The sequence below is a fragment of the Streptomyces sp. NPDC015139 genome (assembly GCF_043079785.1).
In the GTDB taxonomy this organism is placed as follows: domain Bacteria; phylum Actinomycetota; class Actinomycetes; order Streptomycetales; family Streptomycetaceae; genus Streptomyces; species Streptomyces albidocamelliae.
In genome coordinates this window covers 24,335-44,783 of sequence record NZ_JBIBUW010000012.1, presented here as the reverse complement: position 1 = coordinate 44,783, position 20,449 = coordinate 24,335, and the positions used below count along the sequence as shown (strand labels likewise).

At 71.9% G+C, this 20,449-nt stretch carries 15 protein-coding genes and 3 pseudogenes; 9 read left to right on the top strand and 9 right to left on the bottom strand.

All coding sequences use genetic code 11. From position 1 onward, the window contains the following. Positions 1-25 precede the first annotated feature (25 nt). The 3 genes from ACF08B_RS28880 to ACF08B_RS28870 all read right to left on the bottom strand — a co-directional run bounded on the left by ACF08B_RS28880 (position 26) and on the right by ACF08B_RS28870 (position 3,252). On the bottom strand, positions 26-1,069 hold the full coding sequence (locus ACF08B_RS28880; protein WP_392320073.1) for a DMT family transporter: 1,044 nt from the start codon (positions 1,067-1,069) through the stop codon (positions 26-28). Continuing rightward, positions 1,066-1,671: a TetR/AcrR family transcriptional regulator gene (locus ACF08B_RS28875; protein WP_392320072.1), complete on the bottom strand. Its 606-nt coding sequence runs from the start codon at positions 1,669-1,671 to the stop codon at positions 1,066-1,068. Before ACF08B_RS28875 ends, ACF08B_RS28880 begins: the two co-directional genes overlap by 4 nt. A gap of 87 nt (positions 1,672-1,758) precedes the next feature. Continuing rightward, positions 1,759-3,252, bottom strand: a complete 1,494-nt coding sequence (locus ACF08B_RS28870; RefSeq protein ID WP_392320071.1) for a metallophosphoesterase family protein — start codon at positions 3,250-3,252, stop codon at positions 1,759-1,761. 196 nt (positions 3,253-3,448) lie between these two features. Here ACF08B_RS28870 and ACF08B_RS28865 point away from each other — a divergent pair, with 196 nt between their 5' ends. Both ACF08B_RS28865 and ACF08B_RS28860 read left to right on the top strand, forming a co-directional pair. Further along, the gene (locus ACF08B_RS28865) at positions 3,449-4,288 is read left to right on the top strand and encodes a hypothetical protein (RefSeq protein ID WP_392320070.1); all 840 of its coding nucleotides are present in this window, start codon (positions 3,449-3,451) and stop codon (positions 4,286-4,288) included. A 152-nt stretch (positions 4,289-4,440) separates the two neighbouring features. Continuing rightward, entirely contained in the window at positions 4,441-5,349 is a 909-nt protein-coding gene (locus tag ACF08B_RS28860; protein ID WP_392320069.1) for a hypothetical protein, read from the top strand. Here ACF08B_RS28860 and ACF08B_RS28855 read toward each other — a convergent pair. The 6 genes and pseudogenes from ACF08B_RS28855 to ACF08B_RS28830 all read right to left on the bottom strand — a co-directional run. Continuing rightward, complete coding sequence (locus ACF08B_RS28855; protein ID WP_392320068.1) at positions 5,324-6,730, bottom strand: sensor histidine kinase; 1,407 nt, start codon at positions 6,728-6,730, stop codon at positions 5,324-5,326. The genes ACF08B_RS28860 and ACF08B_RS28855 overlap by 26 nt on opposite strands. Beyond that, positions 6,727-7,386: a response regulator transcription factor gene (locus ACF08B_RS28850; protein ID WP_392320067.1), complete on the bottom strand. Its 660-nt coding sequence runs from the start codon at positions 7,384-7,386 to the stop codon at positions 6,727-6,729. The genes ACF08B_RS28855 and ACF08B_RS28850 overlap by 4 nt, the downstream gene beginning before the upstream one ends. Positions 7,387-7,760: 374 nt before the next feature. Then, positions 7,761-8,357, bottom strand: coding sequence for a sarcosine oxidase subunit gamma (locus tag ACF08B_RS28845; protein ID WP_392320066.1), 597 nt, complete (start codon positions 8,355-8,357; stop codon positions 7,761-7,763). Continuing rightward, positions 8,347-11,531, bottom strand: a pseudogene (locus ACF08B_RS28840) (sarcosine oxidase subunit delta family protein). The gene ACF08B_RS28845 and the pseudogene ACF08B_RS28840 overlap by 11 nt, the downstream one beginning before the upstream one ends. Positions 11,532-11,546: 15 nt before the next feature. Beyond that, positions 11,547-12,794, bottom strand: a complete 1,248-nt coding sequence (locus ACF08B_RS28835) for a sarcosine oxidase subunit beta family protein (protein ID WP_392320065.1) — start codon at positions 12,792-12,794, stop codon at positions 11,547-11,549. A 110-nt stretch (positions 12,795-12,904) separates the two neighbouring features. Then, a pseudogene (locus ACF08B_RS28830) lies at positions 12,905-13,273 on the bottom strand (serine hydroxymethyltransferase); the annotation flags it as partial. A 100-nt stretch (positions 13,274-13,373) separates the two neighbouring features. Between ACF08B_RS28830 and ACF08B_RS28825 the strand changes: the two are divergent. The 7 genes and pseudogenes from ACF08B_RS28825 (at position 13,374) to ACF08B_RS28795 (ending at position 20,382) form a co-directional block, all read left to right on the top strand. Then, positions 13,374-14,033, top strand: a complete 660-nt coding sequence (locus ACF08B_RS28825; RefSeq protein WP_392320064.1) for a GntR family transcriptional regulator — start codon at positions 13,374-13,376, stop codon at positions 14,031-14,033. A 136-nt stretch (positions 14,034-14,169) separates the two neighbouring features. Then, positions 14,170-15,018 carry an STAS domain-containing protein gene (locus tag ACF08B_RS28820; protein WP_392320063.1) on the top strand — a complete coding sequence of 283 codons (849 nt, stop codon included), beginning with the start codon at positions 14,170-14,172 and terminating at the stop codon, positions 15,016-15,018. Beyond that, the gene (locus tag ACF08B_RS28815; protein WP_093471889.1) at positions 15,015-15,383 is read left to right on the top strand and encodes an STAS domain-containing protein; all 369 of its coding nucleotides are present in this window, start codon (positions 15,015-15,017) and stop codon (positions 15,381-15,383) included. Before ACF08B_RS28820 ends, ACF08B_RS28815 begins: the two co-directional genes overlap by 4 nt. Next, positions 15,380-15,798 (top strand): annotated as a pseudogene (locus tag ACF08B_RS28810) (anti-sigma regulatory factor). The gene ACF08B_RS28815 and the pseudogene ACF08B_RS28810 overlap by 4 nt, the downstream one beginning before the upstream one ends. Beyond that, a complete protein-coding gene (locus ACF08B_RS28805; RefSeq protein WP_392320062.1) occupies positions 15,795-16,832 on the top strand; it encodes a SpoIIE family protein phosphatase in 1,038 nt (345 codons plus the stop codon). The pseudogene ACF08B_RS28810 and the gene ACF08B_RS28805 overlap by 4 nt, the downstream one beginning before the upstream one ends. Then, the gene (locus ACF08B_RS28800; RefSeq protein ID WP_392320061.1) at positions 16,829-18,769 is read left to right on the top strand and encodes a hybrid sensor histidine kinase/response regulator; all 1,941 of its coding nucleotides are present in this window, start codon (positions 16,829-16,831) and stop codon (positions 18,767-18,769) included. The genes ACF08B_RS28805 and ACF08B_RS28800 overlap by 4 nt, the downstream gene beginning before the upstream one ends. Then, a complete protein-coding gene (locus tag ACF08B_RS28795) occupies positions 18,766-20,382 on the top strand; it encodes a SpoIIE family protein phosphatase (RefSeq protein WP_392320060.1) in 1,617 nt (538 codons plus the stop codon). Before ACF08B_RS28800 ends, ACF08B_RS28795 begins: the two co-directional genes overlap by 4 nt. Positions 20,383-20,449: the final 67 nt, after the last annotated feature.

Below are 20,449 nucleotides of genomic sequence, written 5' to 3'. Positions count from 1 at the left end.
GAACGGTTGTACGACCAGGGGCTGTTCACCGTTCGCCGGACCCCGGCCGGGCGCCGGCCACGTCCGCCGGGTGTCCCCGGTCGTCCCGTACCGCCGCGCCGAAAGGGGTCCCCGCTGTCGTGCGCCGGGGGCCGCGTCGGCCCGGGCCGCGGCCGGCACCTGGCGGGAGGGTCAGGACGGCGAGGCACATGACGACGAGCGCGACACCGGCCCAGCCGGCCGCGGGGAGGCGCTCGCCGACGACGAGGACGGCCAGGACGGCCGCCACGGCCGGTTCGAGCAGGGACAGGGTGGTGGCCGTGCTCGCCGGCACATGTGCGAGACCCCAGCCGAACAGGAGGTAGCCGGCGAACATCGGGACGAGCGCCATGTAGGTGCCGACGGCCGCGTTGGTCCAGGAGCCGATGAGCGGGCCGCCCGTCACCAGCAGGACGGGGACGAGGAGCACTCCGCCGAGCCCGAAGACGGCGCCCATCGCCGCACGGGAGGGGACCCCTCGGGTGATCAGCCGGTGGGCGGCCCAGGAGTACAGGGCGTACGTCCCGGCCGCCACGAGCCCCAGTGCGACGCCGAGCAGCGTGCCGCCCAGGGACGAGCGTCGCGTGCCGCCGGAGGATCGCGTGGCTTCCGCGACGCACAGCAGGACCGTGCCGAGCAGGCCGAGCGAGGCCGCGACCATCCAGCGGCGGGTGAGCCGGCGACGGTCCACGACCCGTTCGATCACAGCCGATGCCAGTGGCGCGGTGCCGATCGACACCACGGTGCCCACCGCGACACCGGCCAGGTGCATGGAGCTGTAGAACGCCAGGGGGTAGATCGCCACCGAGACGGCGCCGAGGAGTACGGTCCCGCGCCGGGCGCGCAGTCGCGGCGCGCTCCGGGCGACCGGGCCCGCGGCCGCGAGGGCCTGGAGGAGCCCGCCCAGACCCATGGCCACGGCGCCGATCGCGAGCGGGCCCACGGCGGGGGCGAAGGTGGCGGCCGTGCCCGTCGTACCCCACAGCACGGAGGCCGCCAGCACGCACAGGGCGCCGGTCGTCGCGGACGGGCCGCCGGCCACGCCCTTCACAGCCGGTCCAGCAGAACGGCCGCGAGGGAGCGGGCGCGCCGTAGCCGCTCGTCGTCACCCTCCAGACCGGCGCGGGCCATCGCGCCCTCCAGCAGGAAGGCCAGATGCTCGGCGGTCGCGCGGGCCTCGTCGGCGCGCCCGGGCAGCAGCTCCGCGAGATGCCCGGCGATCAGCCGCTCGACCTCCTCCTTGTGGGCGCGGACCACAGCTCGGCCCTCGTCCCCGGACGGCAGCTCGGCGGCGGCGTTGAGCAGTCCGCAGCCGCGGAAGCCGCGCTCGTAGGTGAACGCGGCGTGGTCCGCGTACGCGTCGAACACCGCCAGTACGCCCTCGCGCGGCCCGTCGGCATGCTCCAGCCGGGTCCGGTACAGACCGAGCCACTCCTCGTGCCGGGCGTCGAGATAGGCCCTGACCAGGTCGGCCTTGGAGGCGAAGTTGTTGTAGAGACTCATCTTCGCCACGCCGGCCTCGGCGGTGATCGTGTCGATGCCGGTCGCCGCCACGCCGTCGGCGTAGAAGCGGCGGGCCGCCGCCTCCAGCAACCGCTGCCGGGCCGGCCGGCGGCGGCCGCCGGTCCTCACATCTGCTTCCGTCTCGCCCATCACAGTCCAGACTAGGTAGGTAGGTCTACCTAGACTAGACGCGGGCGTCGGGCCGCGCCACCTTCGGCGCGGGTGGCCGCGCGGACCTCAGTGGCAGACGAACGACTTGTTCGCCGTACTCGTGCTCAGGGCGCACGTCTTGCCGCGTACGGCCCCGGCCGCGTCGTGGAAGGTCAGGCTCCAGGTCCCGCCGCTGTCGGTGAGCACCGCGTATCCGAAGACGCCGAGCCCTCCCGGGGTCTGTTCCTGGGTGATCGACTGGTGCACGGCCTGGGGCGGCGTGCCGATCAGCTTCCCCACGACCTTGGTGTCGTCCGGGCCGTTGTCCAGCGGCCCGCCGGAGGAGCCCACGGTGAGCTGGGGCGGGCGCCGGGTGTCGAAGTCGACCATCTGGTAGAGGTGGATGTGTCCCGACAGCACCAGTCGTACGTTGTCGGCCAGCCGGTGCAGGCCGGTGCCGGCGACGGCCGCGTCGAGCACGTGGGTCACCGACTCCACGTTCTGGGGCAGGGTGCCGGCGGCCTTCACCATCCAGAGCGGCTTGTGCGTGAACAGGAAGTAGTCGTTGCCGGGGTGCTGCTGAGCGGCTTGGTTCACGGCCTCGAACTGCCGCGTGAAGATGCCGGCCTGCGTCGTGCTTCCCGTGTCGCCGGGATCGGCGAAGGAGGAGTCCACCGAGACCAGGTTCAGGGTTCCGGCCCTGATCGGCGTGGTGGGGGTGTAGATGCTGCACGAGCCGTTGGCGCGGAGGTCGTCGGCGAGGTACCGGAACCACGCGCCTCCCGCGCCGCCCTGCTGCGCCGCGTTGCAGTCCTCGTGGTTGCCGCGGGTCAGCGCGACGGGCGCGGTGGCGAGCAGCGGCTCGGCGGGCCGGAAGAAGTCGGCGACGACGCAGTCCCAGCCGGCCCGGTCGGCGGTCGTGGTGCAGCCGGGGTTCGCCGCCTTGTCGTTCTCCCTGGCCGGGTCCTCCCGGTACAGGTAGTCGCCGACGTGCACGACGAGGTCGGGGCGGGTGGTGTTGGCCGCACTGGCCGCGATCCTCGGGAAGGGCCAGCCGGTCTGGTGGTTGGCGCAGTCCTGCACGGGGCCCGTCGTCGGGACCTCGCAGCCGGCGTCGCCGATGACGGCGATCCGGCGCGGACGCGTGGTCCGGTTCCAGTCCGGGAGGGGCAACTGCCGGTTGGCCGGGTGCAGTACGGCCGCCTGGACGGTCGACTGTTCGAGCACCGCGTCGGAGGCCGTGAGGGGTACCGCCAGTTCACAGACGGTCGTCGGGAACTGCGATCCCATCGGCACGCTCACCCTGGTCATGGGGAACGGATTGCGGCTCGCGCCGAGGGTGTAGCGCACGACGGGGCACGTCTGGCTGGTGTCGGTGGACACGTAGCGGATCCGGGTGCCCCGGCCGGTCAGCTGGGTCCATGCCCATGCCTCACCGCCCGCCCCGCCGGGCGGGGGCGGGGAGGTCGCGGGTGGCCGCGGGCCCGCCGCACCGGGTGCGGTCCGCGCGGGCGCGGCGCCGGCCGCCACTCCACCGGCCAGCACACCCGCCGCGGCGAGAACGAGGATCGGACGAAGCATGGGCACATTCCTCACGGTCGCGCTTCCCACGTCACTGACACCTGGAATGATCACGGACGCTCCTGCCCCGTGCCGCGCTACCGAGGCGTACGGCTGACACACCCCGCCGGTGGAGGCTCGGCGGCGATGCGCGCCGCGGGGCGGCCGGCGAGGAAGTCAGGATGCGTTCAGGTGTGCGACGGCACAGTCAGGCGCCATGACCCATGAAACGTCCGAGACATCCGCCGGCCCCGTGGCAGGCGGGCCCTCCTCCCCCGCGCGGCGGCGGTCGCGCGGGAACAAGGTGCCCGAGGTCACCGTCTACTTCTGGATCATCAAGGTGCTGTGCACGACGGTCGGTGAGACCGCGGCCGACCTGCTGAGCGAGAAGGCGGGCCTCGGCCTGACGGGTGTGTCGGTGCTGATGAGCGCGCTTCTGGCCGTGGTACTGGTGGGCCAGTTCCGCACGAGGGCGTACCGGGCCGGTGTGTACTGGCTCGCCGTGGCCCTGATCAGCGTCGTCGGCACCCTGATCAGTGACAACCTCACCGACAACATGGGCGTGCCGCTGGAGACGACCACGACCGTGTTCGGGATCGTCCTCGCGGTGGTGTTCGTCCTCTGGTACCGGCGGGAGCGGACGCTGTCCATCCACAGCATCGACACCACGGGCCGTGAGGTCTTCTACTGGCTCGCCGTGCTGTTCACCTTCGCGCTGGGCACCTCCGCCGGTGACCTGGTCTCCGAGCGCATGGCCCTCGGGTACTGGCTGTCCGCCGTGCTGTTCGCCGCGGCCATCGCCGGGGTGGCGATCGCGCACTTCGCGCTGGGCCTGGACGCGGTGTGGAGCTTCTGGACCGCGTACATCCTCACGCGGCCCCTCGGCGCGTCGATCGGCGACTACCTCTCCCAGCCGGCCGGCGACGGCGGCCTGGGCGGGGGCACGGTGGTCACCAGTGTGCTGTTCCTCGCGGTCGTCCTCGGTCTGGTCGTGTACCTCGGAGTGACACGGAAGGACGTCATCGCGCCGGAGCCCGCCGCACGGCACTCGGTCTGACCGGCCGCACGGCACATGTTCAGGATGCGTTCAGGCTTCCTGTGCCAGGGTCGGGGATCTCGGCCGCCACCGGCGGTCGCTCATCCGACAGGGCGCTCGTCCCGCATCGCGGGGCGGGCGCCCTGTCGTTCGACCGGCAAGGAGAAAGTGACTTGGAGACACCGGAGGTCCTCACCGACCTCGATGGGGCGAGCACGTCGAGTACGACCAAGTCGGTGATGAAGAAGCTGCCCGAGGTGACGCTCGCGTTCTGGGTCATGAAGATCGCCGCGACGACTCTGGGCGAGACGGCGGGCGACCTCTTCGCGCAGACCCTGAAGCTGGGCTACTTCCTCACCACGATCGCGCTGTTCCTGGTGTTCGTGGTGACGCTGGTCGTCCAGCTGCGCTCGTCCCGCTACCACCCGTTCTTCTACTGGACCGTGATCCTGTCGACCAGCATGGCCGGCACCACGATGTCCGACTTCATGAACCGCGACGCCGGCGCCGCGTACCTGGCGAACGGCGCGACCAGGCTGGGCTGGGGCCCACAGGGCCTGGGGCTGGGTTACCCCGCCGGCGCGGCGATCCTGATCTCCGTCCTGCTGGCGATCTTCCTCGCCTGGAAGCTGAGCGGGATGACGTTCCAGATCCGTGACATCGTCACCTTCAGGGGTGAGGCCCTGTTCTGGTCGGCGATCCTCGTGTCGAACACCCTCGGCACCTCCATGGGCGACTTCCTGTCCGACAGCTCCGGACTGGGCTACGCCGGGGGCGCGCTGCTGGTGACCGGCGCGCTCGCCGTGCTCGTGGCGCTGATGAAGGTGCCCGCGGTCTCGAACGTGCTGCTGTTCTGGATCGCCTTCGTCCTCACCCGCCCGCTGGGCGCCACCGCGGGCGACTTCCTCACCAAGCCGGTGGCCAAGGGCGGCTTGGATCTCGGTACCGCGGGCTCGTCCGCCGTCCTGCTCGCCGTCCTGTTCGGCCTGATGGCCCACGCGCAGGTGCGGGAGCACCGGACCGCCGGCCGGCCGGCCGGGGCGGAGGGTGCCCCGGTCACCCGGCGGGCAGACCGACCGTGAACCTGGCCCCGGGCCGGTGCCCGGGGTCGTAGGACACCTCGCCTCCGACGGCGCGGGCCAGGCGTCGCGCGAGCGACAGGCCGAGGCCCGCGCCGTCGTGCCCGTCGTCGGAGTCGGCGCGCCGGCCGGGCTGGAAGAGTTCGTCGACGAACGCCTCCGGCACTCCCGGGCCGTCGTCGGCGACGTCGATCCGTACGGCTCCGGGGACGCGCCGTGCGGACACGGTGACCTGGCAGTGGGCGTAGCGGACGGCGTTGGCGAGCAGGGGGCTGAGGATGCGTTCGAGGAGAGCGGGGGCGACCCCGGCCTCCAGCGCCGGGGCCCCGGCCTCGCGCACGGTGGGGTCCGTCTCCACCACGGTCTTCACCCCGTCGGGGACATCGAGGTCGCGGAGCAGCCGGTCCAGAACGGGCAGGACGCCGGTGGTTCCGGGGGCCGTCGCGGGGCCGGCGGCGTTCTCGCGGGCGTCGGTCAGCAGGGTGTCGCAGATCGTGCGCATGGACCGGGCGGCCTCGGCGATCACCTCGTGCGTCGAGTGCATCTCGGCCTCCGTGCGGGGGCGGGCCCGGGACCAGTCGAGTTCCATGATGATCCGGGTGAGCGGTGTGCGCAGTTCGTGGGACAGCTCTCCCGTCAGCTGCTGTTCGTGGCGCAGGACCGTGCGTATGCGGTCGAGCAACGCGTCCAAGGAGGTACCCAGCCGGGCGAGTTCGGCCGGGTGCTGCTCGTTGCCGAAGCGCTCGGCCGAGCCTACGGCGCTCCACTGCGTGGCCTGGTCGGTCATCGTCCGCACCGGGCGCAGGGCCCGGCCGACGGACAGGCGGGTGAGGACGTACGTGAAGCCGAGCATCACGGCGTCCAGGACGAGCGACCCCAGCAGCAGGGCATCGGCCGAACTCCGGTACGGGGTCAGGTCCAGCGCGGTGACGACGGTGGCGGTGGCGCGGCGCCCGTCGAGGGGCTGTACGCACAGCCGGACGGGCCGGTGATCGTGTGCGTCGACGGTCGCGCAGGCATGCCTCCCCTGCGCGGCCAGCCGGTCGGCGGCCCGGGTCGGTGGGCTGCCGGCCGTGACGGACGGCGGTTTCTCCAGCAGCCGGGTCCCGGCGTAGATCCACACGTTGGCGTCGAGGAGGCGGTCGTTGACGCTTTCCAGGACGCGCACGCCGGGTCCGGTGGTGTCGACGGTCGTCGCCACCGCCGCGGCCCGGCTGCGCAGTTCGTCGTCCGCCTGGTGCTGCAGATGCCGGTCCGTCACGGCGTTGAACACCACGGTCAGGATCGTCATCAGCAGGGCGGCGGTGGTCAGTGCCACCAGGGAGAGGCGGCCGCGCAGGGTGCGCGGGGCGAGGCGGCGCAGGGTACGCGGGGCATGGTTCACGACAGGCGGTGTCCGATCCCGCGCGCCGTGTCGATGCCGAGGCCGCTGCCGGTCTCCCGGAGTTTGCGGCGCAGCCGGCTCAGGTACTGGTCCAGGGTGTTGTCGCTGACCTGTGCGCCCTCGGGCCAGCCGGCCCGCAGCAGCTCGCGGCGGCGTACGAGCGTTCCGTCCGCGGCGACGAGCGTGGCCAGCAGCCGGAACTCGGTCGGTGACAGGGCGCTGCGCTCACCGCGCACGCTCATACTGTGGTCCACGGCGTCCAGGACCAGGTCGCCCGTGGTGGTCGCCGTCGCCGGGGTCCGTTTGAGGACGGCCCGCAGTCTCGCGGCGAGTTCGGCGAGGTGGAAGGGTTTGGGCAGGTAGTCGTCGCCCCCGACGGAGAATCCCGACAGGCGGTCGGTGAGCTGGTGCCGGGCGGTCAGGAAGATCACGGGGGCGGTGAAGCCGTTGGCGCGCATGGCCTGGCACACATCCCTTCCGTCCGCGTCGGGCAGGCCGATGTCCAGGACGGCGGCGGCCAGATCGGCCGTGGCCAGCCGCAGGGCGGTCGCGCCTTCGGCGGCCGGCACGGGGGCGAAGTCCTCGTCGGACAGGCCGCGGCGCAGCACGTCGCGCAGAGCGTGATCGTCCTCGACGACCAGGATCCTGGGGCGCATGATCCTCCGTCGGGTCGGGTGTGCGGGCGGGGAGAGCGGTGGGCGGCGTACCGGCGCGCCCTCAGCCGTCCATCGGCAGGCACCTTACTGTCTACAATGACGTAGACACTCTAGCGGACGCAGGCCCGCCCGAGCCGCACCGGAGTGCACACGGCGGGCACGGCGACTCCCGCGTCGTCCTGCTGAGCACAGGTGTGCCAGGACGACACGGGAGCGTGGTGGGTGACCCGTGACCCGCGAGTGCACCGGGTGCCGCTACGGCCGGGGGCCGGGTCGCCCCGGTCGCCGCTGAACGCGACCCGGGTCAGGGCCTTCGATCAAGGCGCCTTGCCGGCCCACGAGGGCGACTTCGAACAGGTCGAAGACGCTGACGCTCATCCGATGCCTCCCCGGTACTCCGTACAGGCGTCGAGCAGCCAGGTGGCCAGGTACGAGGCGAAGGAGGCGCGGACCAGCAGCCAGACGGCAGGGGCCGCCTCGTCCCGCACCACGAGGGTGACCTGGGCCTGCGCCAGCAGGGTGGTCGGGCAGGAGTCGACGGGCGTGACCCGCGGATCCAGATCGACGGCACAGCCCTGGGCCAGCACCTCGCGCAGGAGGGGCCCGGACAGGGCCAGCGTGGTGCGCTGCGCGGAGACGTCGGTGACGGAGGCGGAGCCGTCGTCACCGATGGCGTCCCGCAGCCGGGCGAGCAGTTCCTGCCGCCGGCCGTCCGGCGCCACCAGCAGCCATTCGTCCGGGCCCATCCAGAGCGCCTTGACGTCGCCCGACAGCTCGGCGCGCACGGGGTCCGGCAGGGTGATGCCCAGACAGGCTTCGACGGCCTTCGCCGCGGCGCTTCCGGGCTGCGTCCGCAGACCGAGCTGGGTCAGGAAGGGCAGTTCCCGCACCCGCAGTCCGGAGGGCAGCCCCGCGAGGCGGTCCTGCCATTCGGCCAGGGGGCTGAAGCGAGTGGGTGTCTCAACCGTCACGGCGAGCTCCCTCCTTGTCGAAGAGCACGGGTTCGGTCACGGTCACCGGGACGGTACGGCCGTCCAGCGGCACGTAGAGGGTTTCGCCGATGCGCCGGGTTCCCGCGCGCACCAGGGCCAGGGCGAACGTCCGCTGGAGGGCGTCGCTGCGGTAGCTGGAGGTGACGTGGCCCAGCATGGGCACCGGGGGCGCCGGAACACCGCTGGTGGCGATGATCTGGGCCCCTTCGGGCAGCAGGACTCCCGCGTCGGCCGGCAGCAGGCCGACCAGCTCCTTGCGGTCGTCACGCTTGTTCTCCGCGCGAGTGAAGGACCGCTTGCCGACGAAGTCCGCCTTCTTCCTGGACACCACCCACGACATGCCCAGGTCCTGCGGGGTGACGGTGCCGTCGGTGTCCTGCCCGATGATCGGGTAGGCCTTCTCGGCGCGCAGCACGTGCATCGTCTCGGTGCCGTAGGGGGTGATGCCGAAGGGACGGCCGGCCTCGTACAGGGCCTTCCACACCGTGATGCCGTACCAGGCGGGGACGTTGATCTCGTAGGCGAGTTCACCGGAGAAGCTGATGCGGCACACGCGCGCCGGCACGTCGGCGACCGTGGTGTCCTGCCAGGACATGAACGGAAAGGCGTCGTTGCCGACGTCGAGTCCCGGGGCCAGCAGGGCGAGTACGTCGCGGGAGCGGGGACCGACCAGAGGGATCGTCACCCAGTGCTCGGTGACGGAGGTGAGGTGCACCCGCAGGCCCGGCCACTCCGTCTGCAGCCACTCCTCCATCCATTCGAGGATCCTGGCCGCGTTGCCGGTGGTGGTGGTCAGCAGGAACTCCTGCTCGGCGACCCGGATCACGGTGCCGTCGTCGATGGCCATGCCGTCGACGCCGCACATCACGCCGTAGCGGATCCGGCCCACCTTGAGGGTGCTCATCAGGTTCGTGTAGAGCCGGTCGAGCAGGACCCCGGCGTCCGGGCCCCGCACATCGATCTTGCCGAGCGTGGAGCCGTCCATCATCGCGACGCCGGTACGGGCGGCCCGGCACTCGCGGAGCACGGCGTCCTCCATACCCTCGCCCGCCCGGGGGTAGTACCAGGGGCGCTTCCACTGGCCGACGTCCTCGAAGAGAGCGCCGTGTTCGACGTGCCAGGGGTGCAGGGCGGTCACCCGTACCGGGTCGAACAGTTCACCGCGGTTGCGGCCCGCGAGGGCGGCGAAGGCCACCGGTACGGCCGGTGGGCGGTGGCTGGTGGTGCCGAGGTCGGCGACGTCCACCCCGAGGGCCTCGGCGACGATGCCCGAGGTCATGACGCCGGAGGTGCGGCCCTGGTCGTGGGCGGTGCCGATCGTGGTGTAGCGCTTGACGTGCTCCACCGAGCGCAGGCCCGCGCCGACCGCCCGCAGGACGTCGCTGACGAGGGCGTCACGCTGCAGGTCGACGAACTGGTGGGAGCCGTCCGGTGTCTCCTGGGGGCTGGGGACCCGCCACAGCACCCGGGTGGGCGCTCCCTCGGGCTGGGGGGCGCCGGTCGGCAGGGTGACCGGCTGTCCGGTCAGGCCGAGGGCCGACAGGGCTCGCGAGGCCGCCTCCGCTCCGTCGGCGAGACAGCCGGCGAGGGTGAACGTGCCGCGGGCCGATCCCGCGGTGCGGACCGTGTCCGGGCCGTGGCCGGGGACGAAGGCCCCGGATACGGCGTCGTAGCGCAGGGTGCCGCGGGCCTGGCCGAACAGGGCCACGGCGGGGTTCCAGCCGCCGGACACCAGCAGCAGGTCGCAGTCGATGCCGTGCCGGTCGCCGAGGCGGCCCCGGCCGAAGGCGGCGACGTGGGCGCGGGAGACGTGTTCGGTGCCGCTGGTGCCGGTGACCAGGTGGCCCGCGCGTACCCCGATACCGCGTTCGGCGCACGCCGTCCGCCAGTGCGCCGGTACCTCCTCACGCGCGTCGACGACGGCGGCGACACGCACGCCGGCGTCGGCCAGTTCGAGCGCTGCCGGGTAGGCGCTGTCGTTGGTGGTGAACACGACGGCCCGCCGCCCGGGGAGTACCCCGAAGCGGTTGAGGTAGGTGCGGGCCGAGCCGGCCAGCATGATGCCGGGGCGGTCGTTGTCGTCGAAGGCGACCGGACGCTCGTAGGCGCCGGTGGCGTACACGACCTGCCGGGCCCGGATGCGCCAGACCCGCTGCCGCGAGATGTGGGCCGGTGCCGCGGCACCGAGGTGGTCCGTGCGCTTCTCCAGGGCCAGGACGAGTCCGTCGTCGTAGTGGCCGAAGGCGGTGGTGCGGTGCAGGACCCGCACGTCGGCGTGGCCTTCGAGTTCGGCGGTGACGTCGTCGGCCCACACGGTCGCCGGCGCGCCGTCGAGGAGGTCCCGGCTGCCGAGCAGCGACCCGCCGGACCGCGGGAGTTCGTCGACGAGGATCACGCGGGCACCGGCACGGGCGGCGACCAGTGTCGCGGCCAGGCCGGCCGGTCCCGCGCCGACGACCAGGAGGTCGCAGTGGGCGTGCATGGTGTCGTAGCGGGCCGAGTCCGGCCGGCTGCCGAGCCGGCCCTGGCCGGACAGGCCCCGGGCCACGAGTCCCTCGTACAGCTCGACGGTGGTGGCCGTGAGCATGGGTTCGGGGAAGGGGGCTTCGATCTGCACGAGCGCGTTGGGCTCTTCGGCTCCGGCGGCGAGGACGCCCCGCGGCCGTCCGTACTTGATGCCCCTCGCCACGTGGTGCACTCCGTTGGCCAGCAGGGCCGAGGCGAGGGTGTCGCCGGGGTGACCGGTGTAGGCGGTGCCGTCGAAGGTGAAGGAGAGCGTGGTGTCCCGGTCGACGTGGCCGTGGCCGGAGGCACGGAAGGGGGTGTTCATCGGCCGGCCTCCTGGCCCGTCGCCTGCGGTGCGGCGGGTGCGGTGCCCGGGATGGAGGGGCGCTCGGCGCCGATGGTGTGGACGGCGAGGAACTCGTGGGTGGCGGTGTCGCGCAGGGCGTTGAACCAGCGCCGGCAACCGGCCGAGTGCACCCACCGTTCGGCGAAGGGGCCCTTGGGGTTGTCGCGGAAGAACACGTACTGGGCCCACTGCTCGTCGTCGAGCGCGTAGGGGTCGTCGGGGTAGGGGACGTGCGCCTGACCGCCGTAGTGGAACTCGATCTCCTCGCGGTCACCGCACCAGGGGCAGGTGATGAGCTGCATGTCGGTACTCCTCGGCTAGTGGGCGACGGCGGCCGCGCCGTGCTCGTCGACCAGGGCGCCGGTGGTGAAGCGGGAGAGGGTGAAGGGCGCGTTGTAGGGGTGCGGTTCGCCGGTGGCGATGGTGTGGGCGTAGCACCAGCCGACGCCCGGTGTGGCCTTGAAGCCGCCGGTCCCCCAGCCGCAGTTGAGGTAGAGGTCGTCGACGGGGGTCGGGCCGACGATGGGTGAGGCGTCCGGGGTGACGTCGACGATGCCCGCCCAGGTGCGCAGCATGTGGGCGCGTGCGAAGACCGGGAAGAGTTCGAGTGCGGCGGCCATCTGGCGCTCCAGGATGTGGAACGCACCGCGTTGTCCGTAGCCGTTGTAGCTGTCGATGCCGGCGCCCATGACGAGCTCGCCCTTGTGCGCCTGGGAGACGTACACATGGACGGCGTTCGACATGACCACGGTCGGGTGCACCGGTTCGAGGAGCTCCGACACCAGGGCCTGGAGCGGGTGGCTCTGGAGCGGCAGCCGCAACCCGGCCATGGACGCCAGCACGGACGAGTGGCCCGCGCCCGCGAGCGCGACCTTCCCCGCGGCGATGGCACCGCGGGTGGTCCGCACGCCTCGGACGCGGCCGCCCTGGATGTCGAGCCCGGTGACCTCGCAGTCCTGGATCAGGTCGATGCCGTACTCGTCGGCCCTGCGGGCGAAGCCCCAGGCCACGTAGTCGTGTTTGGCGATGCCCGCGCGCGGCTGGTAGGTAGCGCCGAGCACCGGGTAGCGCACGTCGGGCGAGACGTTGACGATGGGGCAGACCTTGGCGACCTCGTCCGGCTCCAGCCATTCGGCGTCGATGCCGTTGAGCTGGTTGGCGTGGACGCGGCGCTTGCTGTCCCGGATGTCCTGGAGGCTGTGGGCGAGGTTGAGCACGCCGCGCTGGCTGAAGAGGACGGGGTGGCCGAGGTCCTCCTCGAGGGTCTCCCACAGCTTCAGCGAGTGCTCGTAGATGCCGGAGCTCTCGTCCCAGAGGTAGTTGGAGCGGATGATGGTGGTGTTGCGGGCCATGTTGCCGCCCGCGAGCCAGCCCTTCTCCAGGACGGCGACGTTGGTGATGCCGTGGTTCTTGGCGAGGTAGTAGGCGGTGGCCAGGCCGTGTCCGCCGCCGCCGACGATGACGACGTCGTAGGACGGCTCGGGGTCGGGGTTGCGCCACAGGAAGTCCGGGTGGTCGGGCAGGACGTCGCCGGGCGTGGCCGGTCGGTTCTCGCGCGGGTTCATCACTGGGCAGCCTCCTGGGCCGCGAGCCGGGGATCGGCGGGGTGGAGCGGGAAGCGGTCGGTCAGGACCCGGACGCGGTGGCGCAGCGCGTCGGCGGTCCGGTCGTCGAAGCCGGGCGGGAGGGCCGTGGCGGCCGCGTTGGCCTGTGCGCCGGAGTGCGGCCGCACGTGGGCGGCCTCGGCTCCGAACAGCTGCTTGACGCGGTCGACGGCGAGCCGTTCGATCACGTCGACGTGCTCGCAGCCGCCGTAGTGGCGGCGTCCGGGGCAGCCCTCGGCGTATGTGTCGGTCAGCACCGAGCCCTGGGCCTGCACGACCGCGAGGGGCGCGACGTCCTCGCCGGCGATCGTCTCCAGGGTGCCGCGCTGCCGGGCCGGCTCCGCGTCGATGGCCGCGGCGGTCTCGGGATCGAAGTCGTCCAGCCGGGTGCCGAGCACGGCGGAGCGGGCCGCTCGCTGACCGGTGGCTTGGGCGTTCATGGAAAACTCCCTGGTGAGCGACTGAAAGCTGACTGATATATCAATCGGTTGTTGCGCTACAGTAGGAGCGCCGTCGGACAGCGTCAAGGGAGGTTCCCGGGTGACTTCGTCGACCGTCACCGGTCCCGGCCTCGGTGGGGGAACGCTGGCCGACCAGGCCTACCGCTCCATCTCCGACCGTCTGGTGACCCTCCGCATCCATCCCGGGGAACCGATCAACGACGAGTGGATAGCCGCCGAGCTCGGCTTCGGACGCACCCCGGTCCGCGAGGCGCTCAAGCGGCTGGAGCACGAACGGCTGATCGTCTCCTACCCCCGGCGCGGGACCTTCGCCACGGAGGTGCAGATCGCCGACCTCGGGCACATCTCGGAGGTCCGCAAGCAGCTGGAGCCCCTCGCGGCGAGCATGGCCGCACAGCGCGCCGGCGAGCGCGACCGCCAGGACCTCGAAGGACTGCTCGCAGAGCTGGCGGACGCGTCCGACCGCGGGGCCGACCTCATCCGGCTCGACATGACCGTGCACCGCGCGCTCTACGCCGCGACCCGGAACCCCTACCTCGAGGACACCCTGATCAGGTACGACAACCTGGCCACACGCATCTGGTGCCTCTTCCTCGACCGGCTGCCGGGCCTGGCGGGCCATGTGCACGAGCACGGGCCTCTGCTGCGCGCCGTCATCGACGGTGACGCGGAGAAGGCCGCGGACCTCGCCTCGGGACACGTGGCAGGGTTCGAGGCGGCGATCCGCAGCGTCATCTGACCCGGCCCGCCGCCCGCGGCGTCGACCGACCGGCTCCACGGCCCACGAGGGCCATGGCGCGGGCGGGTCGCCACCCCTGTTCACGTGTGCCGTAAGGTCTCTTTGGCATATGCAGCTAACGTTTGGTGGGGATGACGTGACGATCGAGAGCAACTCCCGGATTCTGACCGAAAGGCTGACCGCCGAGCGCGACGCCTTCCTCACGCAGTGGGCCCGGGTGGTCGGCGTGGACGTGCAGGGCCGCCTGAGCACGGTCGAACTGGAGCGTGAACTGGGCGAGTTGTACGACGCCGTCGTCGTCGCCCTCACCACGGGCGGACTGGACGGCCGGGGCGAGCACTTCCGCGAGGTGCGCAGCCTGTTGATCGAGCTTTCCCGCAACCGCGCCCGTCAGGGTTTCACGCCCACGGAGACCGCCCGATGCGTCTTCGCCCTCAAGGAGGTGCTGGAGCCGGCTCTCACCGGGGACGAGAACGGGGCGCGTACGTATCTGCAGTTCGCACGGCTCCTCGACGACCTGGGTCTGCTGACGACGGAGGCGTACGTACGCACCCGGGAGGAGATCATCTCCTCGCAGGCCGAGCAGCTGCTGGAGCTGTCCACCCCGGTCGTCCAGCTGTGGAAGGGTGTGGTCGGCGTTCCCCTCGTGGGCACGCTCGACTCGGCCCGTACCCAGGTGGTGATGGAGAAGCTGCTGCAGAACCTGGTCGACAGCGACTCCACTCACGCCATCATCGACATCACCGGCGTCCCGACCGTGGACACCCAGGTCGCCCAGCACCTGCTGAAGACGGTGGTGGCCGCCCGCATGATGGGCGCGCAGTGCATCATCTCCGGCATACGCCCGCAGATCGCCCAGACGATCGTGGCGCTGGGGATCGAGTTCGGTGACATCCCCACCAACGCCTCGCTGTCCGACGCGCTGCGCCGGGCGCTGAAGGAGATCGCCCAGGACGCCGAGGACGATGTGCGGGGTCTGCTGTGACCGACCGCGTCCCCGTACTCAAGATCGGCGAGATCCTGCTGGTCTCCATCCAGACGGACCTCGAGGACCAGATGGTGATGGACCTCCAGGAAGACCTGTCGAACCGTATCGTCGCCGACGACGCCAAAGGCGTCGTCATCGACATCTCCGCGCTGGAGATCGTCGACTCCTTCGTCGGCCGGATGCTGGCCACCAACGCGGCGATCTCGCGCGTTCTCGGCGCGGAGACCATCGTCGTCGGCATGCGGCCCGCCGTGGCCATGACGCTCGTCGAACTCGGCCTCTCCCTCCAGGGTGTCCGGACGGCCCTCAATCTGGAGCGCGGGCTGAAACTCCTGCGTCGTCTCAGCGCGAGCCGCGCATGAAGAACTACGGCACCGCGAGCGCCTCGATCGAGACCGTCTCGGTTGCCACCAGCAGCGACGTCGTCTCCGCCCGTCAGATGGTGCGTTCCCTCGCGCACAGCAACGGTCTGTCGCTGATCCATCAGACGAAGCTGGTCACGGCCGCGAGTGAACTCGGACGCAACATGCTGGTCTACGGCGGGGGGGCGTCGTACGGGCGGCTGCCGTCGACGACGCCGGCCGCTGCGGCATCTTCGTGGAGTTTGAGGACCAGGGGCCCGGGATAGCGGATCTGGAGCTTGCGCTCACCGACGGGTGGACCTCGGGCAACGGCATGGGGCTCGGGCTCAGTGGCGCCAAGCGGCTCGTCGACGAGTTCGACATCGAATCGGGTTCCGGGGGTACCACGGTGCGCATTGTGAAGTGGGGCAGGTGAACGGCAGTTTCGTCGGTGCGGCCGGCGATGTCTGCTGGCTGAGGTCCGACATCGCGCTGGCCGCGGCGGCCCGCCGTCAGGCGGGGCTGCTGGCCCGCGGCATCTGCCTGTCCGAGGAGCGGGTGGCACGCTTCGAACTGTGCGTGACGGAGATGGCGACCAATCTCCTCAAGTACGCCGACGACGGCTCCCTGGCGCTGCGCGTCGTACGCGTTCGCGACCGCGTGGGCGTGGAGTGTCTGTCCCTGGACAGCGGTCCGGGCATCGACGACGTCCAGCGGGCGCTGCTCGACGGCACCTCCGCGTCCGGGAGCCTCGGCATCGGCATGGGCGCCATCGAACGGCTCGCCGACGTCTCCGGCATCCACTCCCTGCGCGGCCGGGGCACCGTCGTCCAGGCGCGCTTCTGGGCGGACGGGCAGCTGCCGCCGCCCGGTCCCGCGGAGACCGACGGGCTGACCCGGCCGATCAGTGGCGAGCAGGTCTGCGGTGACACGTGGGCCGTGCGCACGGTCGTGAGCGACGGCGCCGAGGCGCTGCTGCTGATGATGTGCGACGGGCTCGGGCACGGGCCGCTGGCGGCCCGCGTCGCCGACCGCGCCGAGGAAGCCTTCCGGGACAGCCGTCACAGCCGTCCGGAGACCGTGCTGCAGGACGTGCACAGCAGTCTGCGCGGCACCCGCGGTGCAGCCGTGGCGATCGCTCTGCTCGACCCGGCCGGGCAACGGGTGCAGCTGTGCGGGGCCGGCAACATCTCGGCACTGGTCGCGTCCGCGGACACCCGCACCGGGCTGCTGTCCATGCCGGGGATCGTCGGGGCGCAGCTGCCGCGTCCGCGTTCCTTCGAGGCCGCGTTCCCGCCCGGCGCCGCCCTGATCATGCACTCCGACGGCCTCAGCGACCGCTGGAAGCCGGCGGACTTCCCCGGCCTGTTCGCACGGAACCCCTCGCTCATCGCCGCGCAGATCCTCAACCAGGCCGCGGTCCGCCGGGACGACGCCGGAATCGTCGTGGCGGTGCACAGACAGCCGTGAACGCCGGAAGGTCTCTGCACGAGCTGATCACCATCGCCCTGGGGGAGGCGAGGGACGTGGTCACCCTGCGCCGTTGCACACAGGCGGTCTGCCGTGCCACGGGGGTGGCGGGCACTCCCCTGGTGCGGCTGACCACCGTCGTGAGCGAGGCCGGCGAGCACCTCCTCGGTACGCAGGACCTCACGGCGGAGCTGTGCCTGGAGGAGTCCGACACCGTCGCGGTCGCCGTGCGGTTCCGCTGGAGAGAGGAACGCCGTCCGTCGGACGCCCTGCTGGCCGCGGCCGCCCGGCTGCTCGACGCCACCCGTCTGGAGCCCGTCGCGGACAACGGCCGCCATGAACTCGTCCTCTCCCAGCGGGCTCCGGCCCCGGCCGGGTCCGTGCGGGAGCTGGCCGCCGACGTGCGCGACAGACTCGCCGGCACCGACACGGCGGCCGATCTGATCGACGCACTGCGCACCCAGAACCGCCAACTGCTGGCGGCACTGGAGGAGTCGGAGCGTCAGCACGAGGAACTGCAGCGGCTTAACGCCGAGTTGGAGGAGACCAACGCGGGAGTCATGGCCCTGTACTCGGAGCTGACGAGCGAGCTCCAGGCGACGAACAGCGGCGTCGTGGCCCTGTACGCGGAGCTGGAGGACAAGACACGTCAGCTCGAAGCGGCCCATGAGTCCAAGACCCGATTCTGGGCCAACGTCAGCCATGAGCTGCGCTCCCCGGTCAACTCGGTGATCTCCCTGGCCCGTCTGCTGCTCGACACCGGTGCGGACCCGCTCTCCGACGAACAGCGCCAGCAGGTGGCGCTCGTGCAGGCGTCGGGGAGCACCCTGCTGGCCCTGGTCGACGAGCTGCTCGACGTCGCGAAGGCGGAGTCCGGCCGGCTGGAGCCGCATCCCGTGGACACCGACCTGCGGTCGCTGCTCCACCAGTTGCGCGGCACGCTGCGCGGGACCGCGCAGCCGGGGGTGGCTCTGCACATCCCGGACGGGATCCGGTGGGGCCCGCTGCTGACCGACGAGGTCATGCTGACCAGGATTCTGCGGAACGTGCTGTCGAACGCACTGAAGTTCACGACGGAGGGCTCGGTGACCCTCACCGTCACGGAGGAGGACGGCGATTCCGGCCCCCGCTTCGTCTTCCGCGTACAGGACACCGGCGTCGGCATCCCGGCCGAGGAGCTGGACCGCGTCTTCGAGGAGTTCTACCAGGTGCGCGGACCCCATCAGCGGGGCCGGGCCGGTACCGGCCTCGGGCTCCCCTACGCACGGCGGCTGACGCAGCTGCTGGGCGGCAGTCTGACCCTCGGCAGCGAGGTCGGAGTGGGGACGAGCGTGGTCGTCGACATCCCCGCCCTATCGGCCCGCCCGATGCCGGAGGCCCCGGCCGAACCGGCGGTGGCGGCGCCGTCGCACGACAGCCCGGCGCAATCCGCGAGCACCGGTCCTGTCCGCACGGCGCAGGAAGCGGCCCTCGCGCACCGAGGCGGGCCGCCCGAGCCGTCACCGCACCCCGCGGTGAACTCCGTGGTGGTCGTGGACGACGACGAGACGTTCGTGGCCGGCTTTCGTACGCTGCTGACGGCGTACGCCGCGTCCGTCACCGTGGTCACCGACAGTGCCCTGGCCGTCGACACCGTCGAGAGGGAAGGCCCGGACATCGTCTTCCTCGACCTCAACATGCCCGGCACCGACGGGTACGAGGTCAGCCGGCTGCTGGCCGCGAATCCGGCGACGGCCCGGGTGCCCGTGGTCGTACTGACCGCGCTGGAGCCCGCCGACGTGGACCGCACCCGCCTCGCCCAGGTCCGGCTGGTGCTGAACAAGTCCCGCCTCACCTCGGCCGGTCTCGCCTCCGCCGTACGGCAGACCGCCCTCCGTCCACCCCAGCCCTCCGCCATCGACTCTCCGGCGCCGCCCGGGGCCGAGGAACGCCGATGACCCTCCCCAGCGACACCGACCACAGCCCGGCACACATCCTGGTCGTCGACGACGCGCCGACCAATCGGTACGTCCTGGCCACCACCCTGCGCCGGGCGGGACATCAGGTCACGGAGGCCGAGGACGGCACCCAGGCCCTCGAGCTGCTGAGCGCGCCGGGGCCGCTGCCGGAGATCGCCATCGTCGACGTACGGCTGCCCGACATGACCGGGTTCGAGGTCTGCGAACACATCAAGAACACCCCGGCCACCGCCGCGCTCCCGGTCATCAACATCTCCGCCTCCGCGATCACCGTGAACGACCGGGCACAAGGACTCAACCGGGGTGCGGACGCGTACCTGGTGGAGCCCGTGGCTCCGGACGAGCTGCTCGCCACGGTCACCGCCACCCTGCGCTACGCCCGCGCCCGCCGCCGCGCCGAGCTGCTGGCCCACCGGCTGCACCTGCTCAACCACTTCACGCTGGCCCTGTACAGCACCACCGACTCCCAGGAGCTGGCCCGGGTGACGGCCCGGGCGGCCGCGGCCATCTTCGGGTGCGGTGTGGCCGCGATGCTCACCACGCCCGAAGGCCGTCCCCTGGTGGCGCACACCTGGCAGGACCGGCCCGGCCGGACGCGGCCGACGGAGCCGCAGGTGCACCCGATGGCGGCATGGCCCTGGCGGCGCGACCAGCACGGCTCCCAGGACAGGCCGTCGCCGGAACCCGAACCGCCGTGCCTGCCCCCCGATCTCAAGGACCCGTCGCACCGGCGCACCGTCATGGGCCGGGCGAAGTCCGAGCGCCCGCCGGTCGTCGTCGTCATCGACGCCGACGCCGTCACCACGCCGGACGACGAGCAGGTGCTGGCCCAGCTCACACAGGCGAGCACGCTGGCGCTGGAGGCGCTGCGCAGTTACAGCGAGGAGCACGCCCTCGCCCTCACGCTGCAGCGCAGCTTCCTGCCCGAGCGGCTGCCGGAGAACCCACGGGCGCAGCTGGCCGTGCGCTATCTGCCCGCCAGCGAACGCACCGAGATCGGCGGCGACTTCTACGAGGCGATCAGCACCCCCGCGGGCCTGGTCGTGGCCGTCGGCGACGTGGCCGGGCACTCGCTGGACGCGGCCATGATCATGGGCCAGATCCGGCACGCCCTGCGCGCCTACGCCGCGGAGGGACACCCACCGGAGACGATCCTGGCCCGGCTCGACCACCTGCTGATGTCCGTGGAGCCGGGTGCCACGGTCACCCTCTGCGTCATCTTGATCGAGTACGACTCGGACACCCTCCACCTGGCGAACGCGGGGCATCTGCCACCCCTGTTGCGCAACCCGGACGGCACGACCTTCTTCGTCCAGGAGCACGGCCCCCTCCTGGGACTCGGCCTGCCCCATCCGCCCGCACGGAAGATCACCGCGGAGCCCGGCGCGCTGATCATCCTCGTCACGGACGGCCTGATCGAACGGCGCCACACAGATCTCCAGGTCTCCCTGAGTCATCTCGCCGAGACGGTGAGCGCGGCTCCCACCGGGCCGGAGGAAGCCTGTACCCACCTGCTGGAGCACCTGCCGCCGGACGGCAGTGACGACGTGGCCCTGATGGTCGTACGGCTGAACGCCGCCCGAACCGCCTGACCCACACCGCCGGCCGGGGACGGAGTGCGACCGGGGCGGAGTCGCGTCATCCGCCGACGCGGAAACG

Excerpts from the sequence above, each read along its gene's own strand:
- ACF08B_RS28875 (WP_392320072.1), bottom strand. The coding sequence starts at position 1,671 with ATGGGCGAGACGGAAGCAGATGTGAGGACCGGCGGCCGCCGCCGGCCG.
- ACF08B_RS28870 (WP_392320071.1), bottom strand. The coding sequence starts at position 3,252 with ATGCTTCGTCCGATCCTCGTTCTCGCCGCGGCGGGTGTGCTGGCCGGT.
- ACF08B_RS28865 (WP_392320070.1), top strand. The coding sequence starts at position 3,449 with ATGACCCATGAAACGTCCGAGACATCCGCCGGCCCCGTGGCAGGCGGG.
- ACF08B_RS28850 (WP_392320067.1), bottom strand. The coding sequence starts at position 7,386 with ATGCGCCCCAGGATCCTGGTCGTCGAGGACGATCACGCTCTGCGCGAC.
- ACF08B_RS28835 (WP_392320065.1), bottom strand. The coding sequence starts at position 12,794 with ATGAACCCGCGCGAGAACCGACCGGCCACGCCCGGCGACGTCCTGCCC.
- ACF08B_RS28795 (WP_392320060.1), top strand. The coding sequence starts at position 18,766 with ATGACCCTCCCCAGCGACACCGACCACAGCCCGGCACACATCCTGGTC.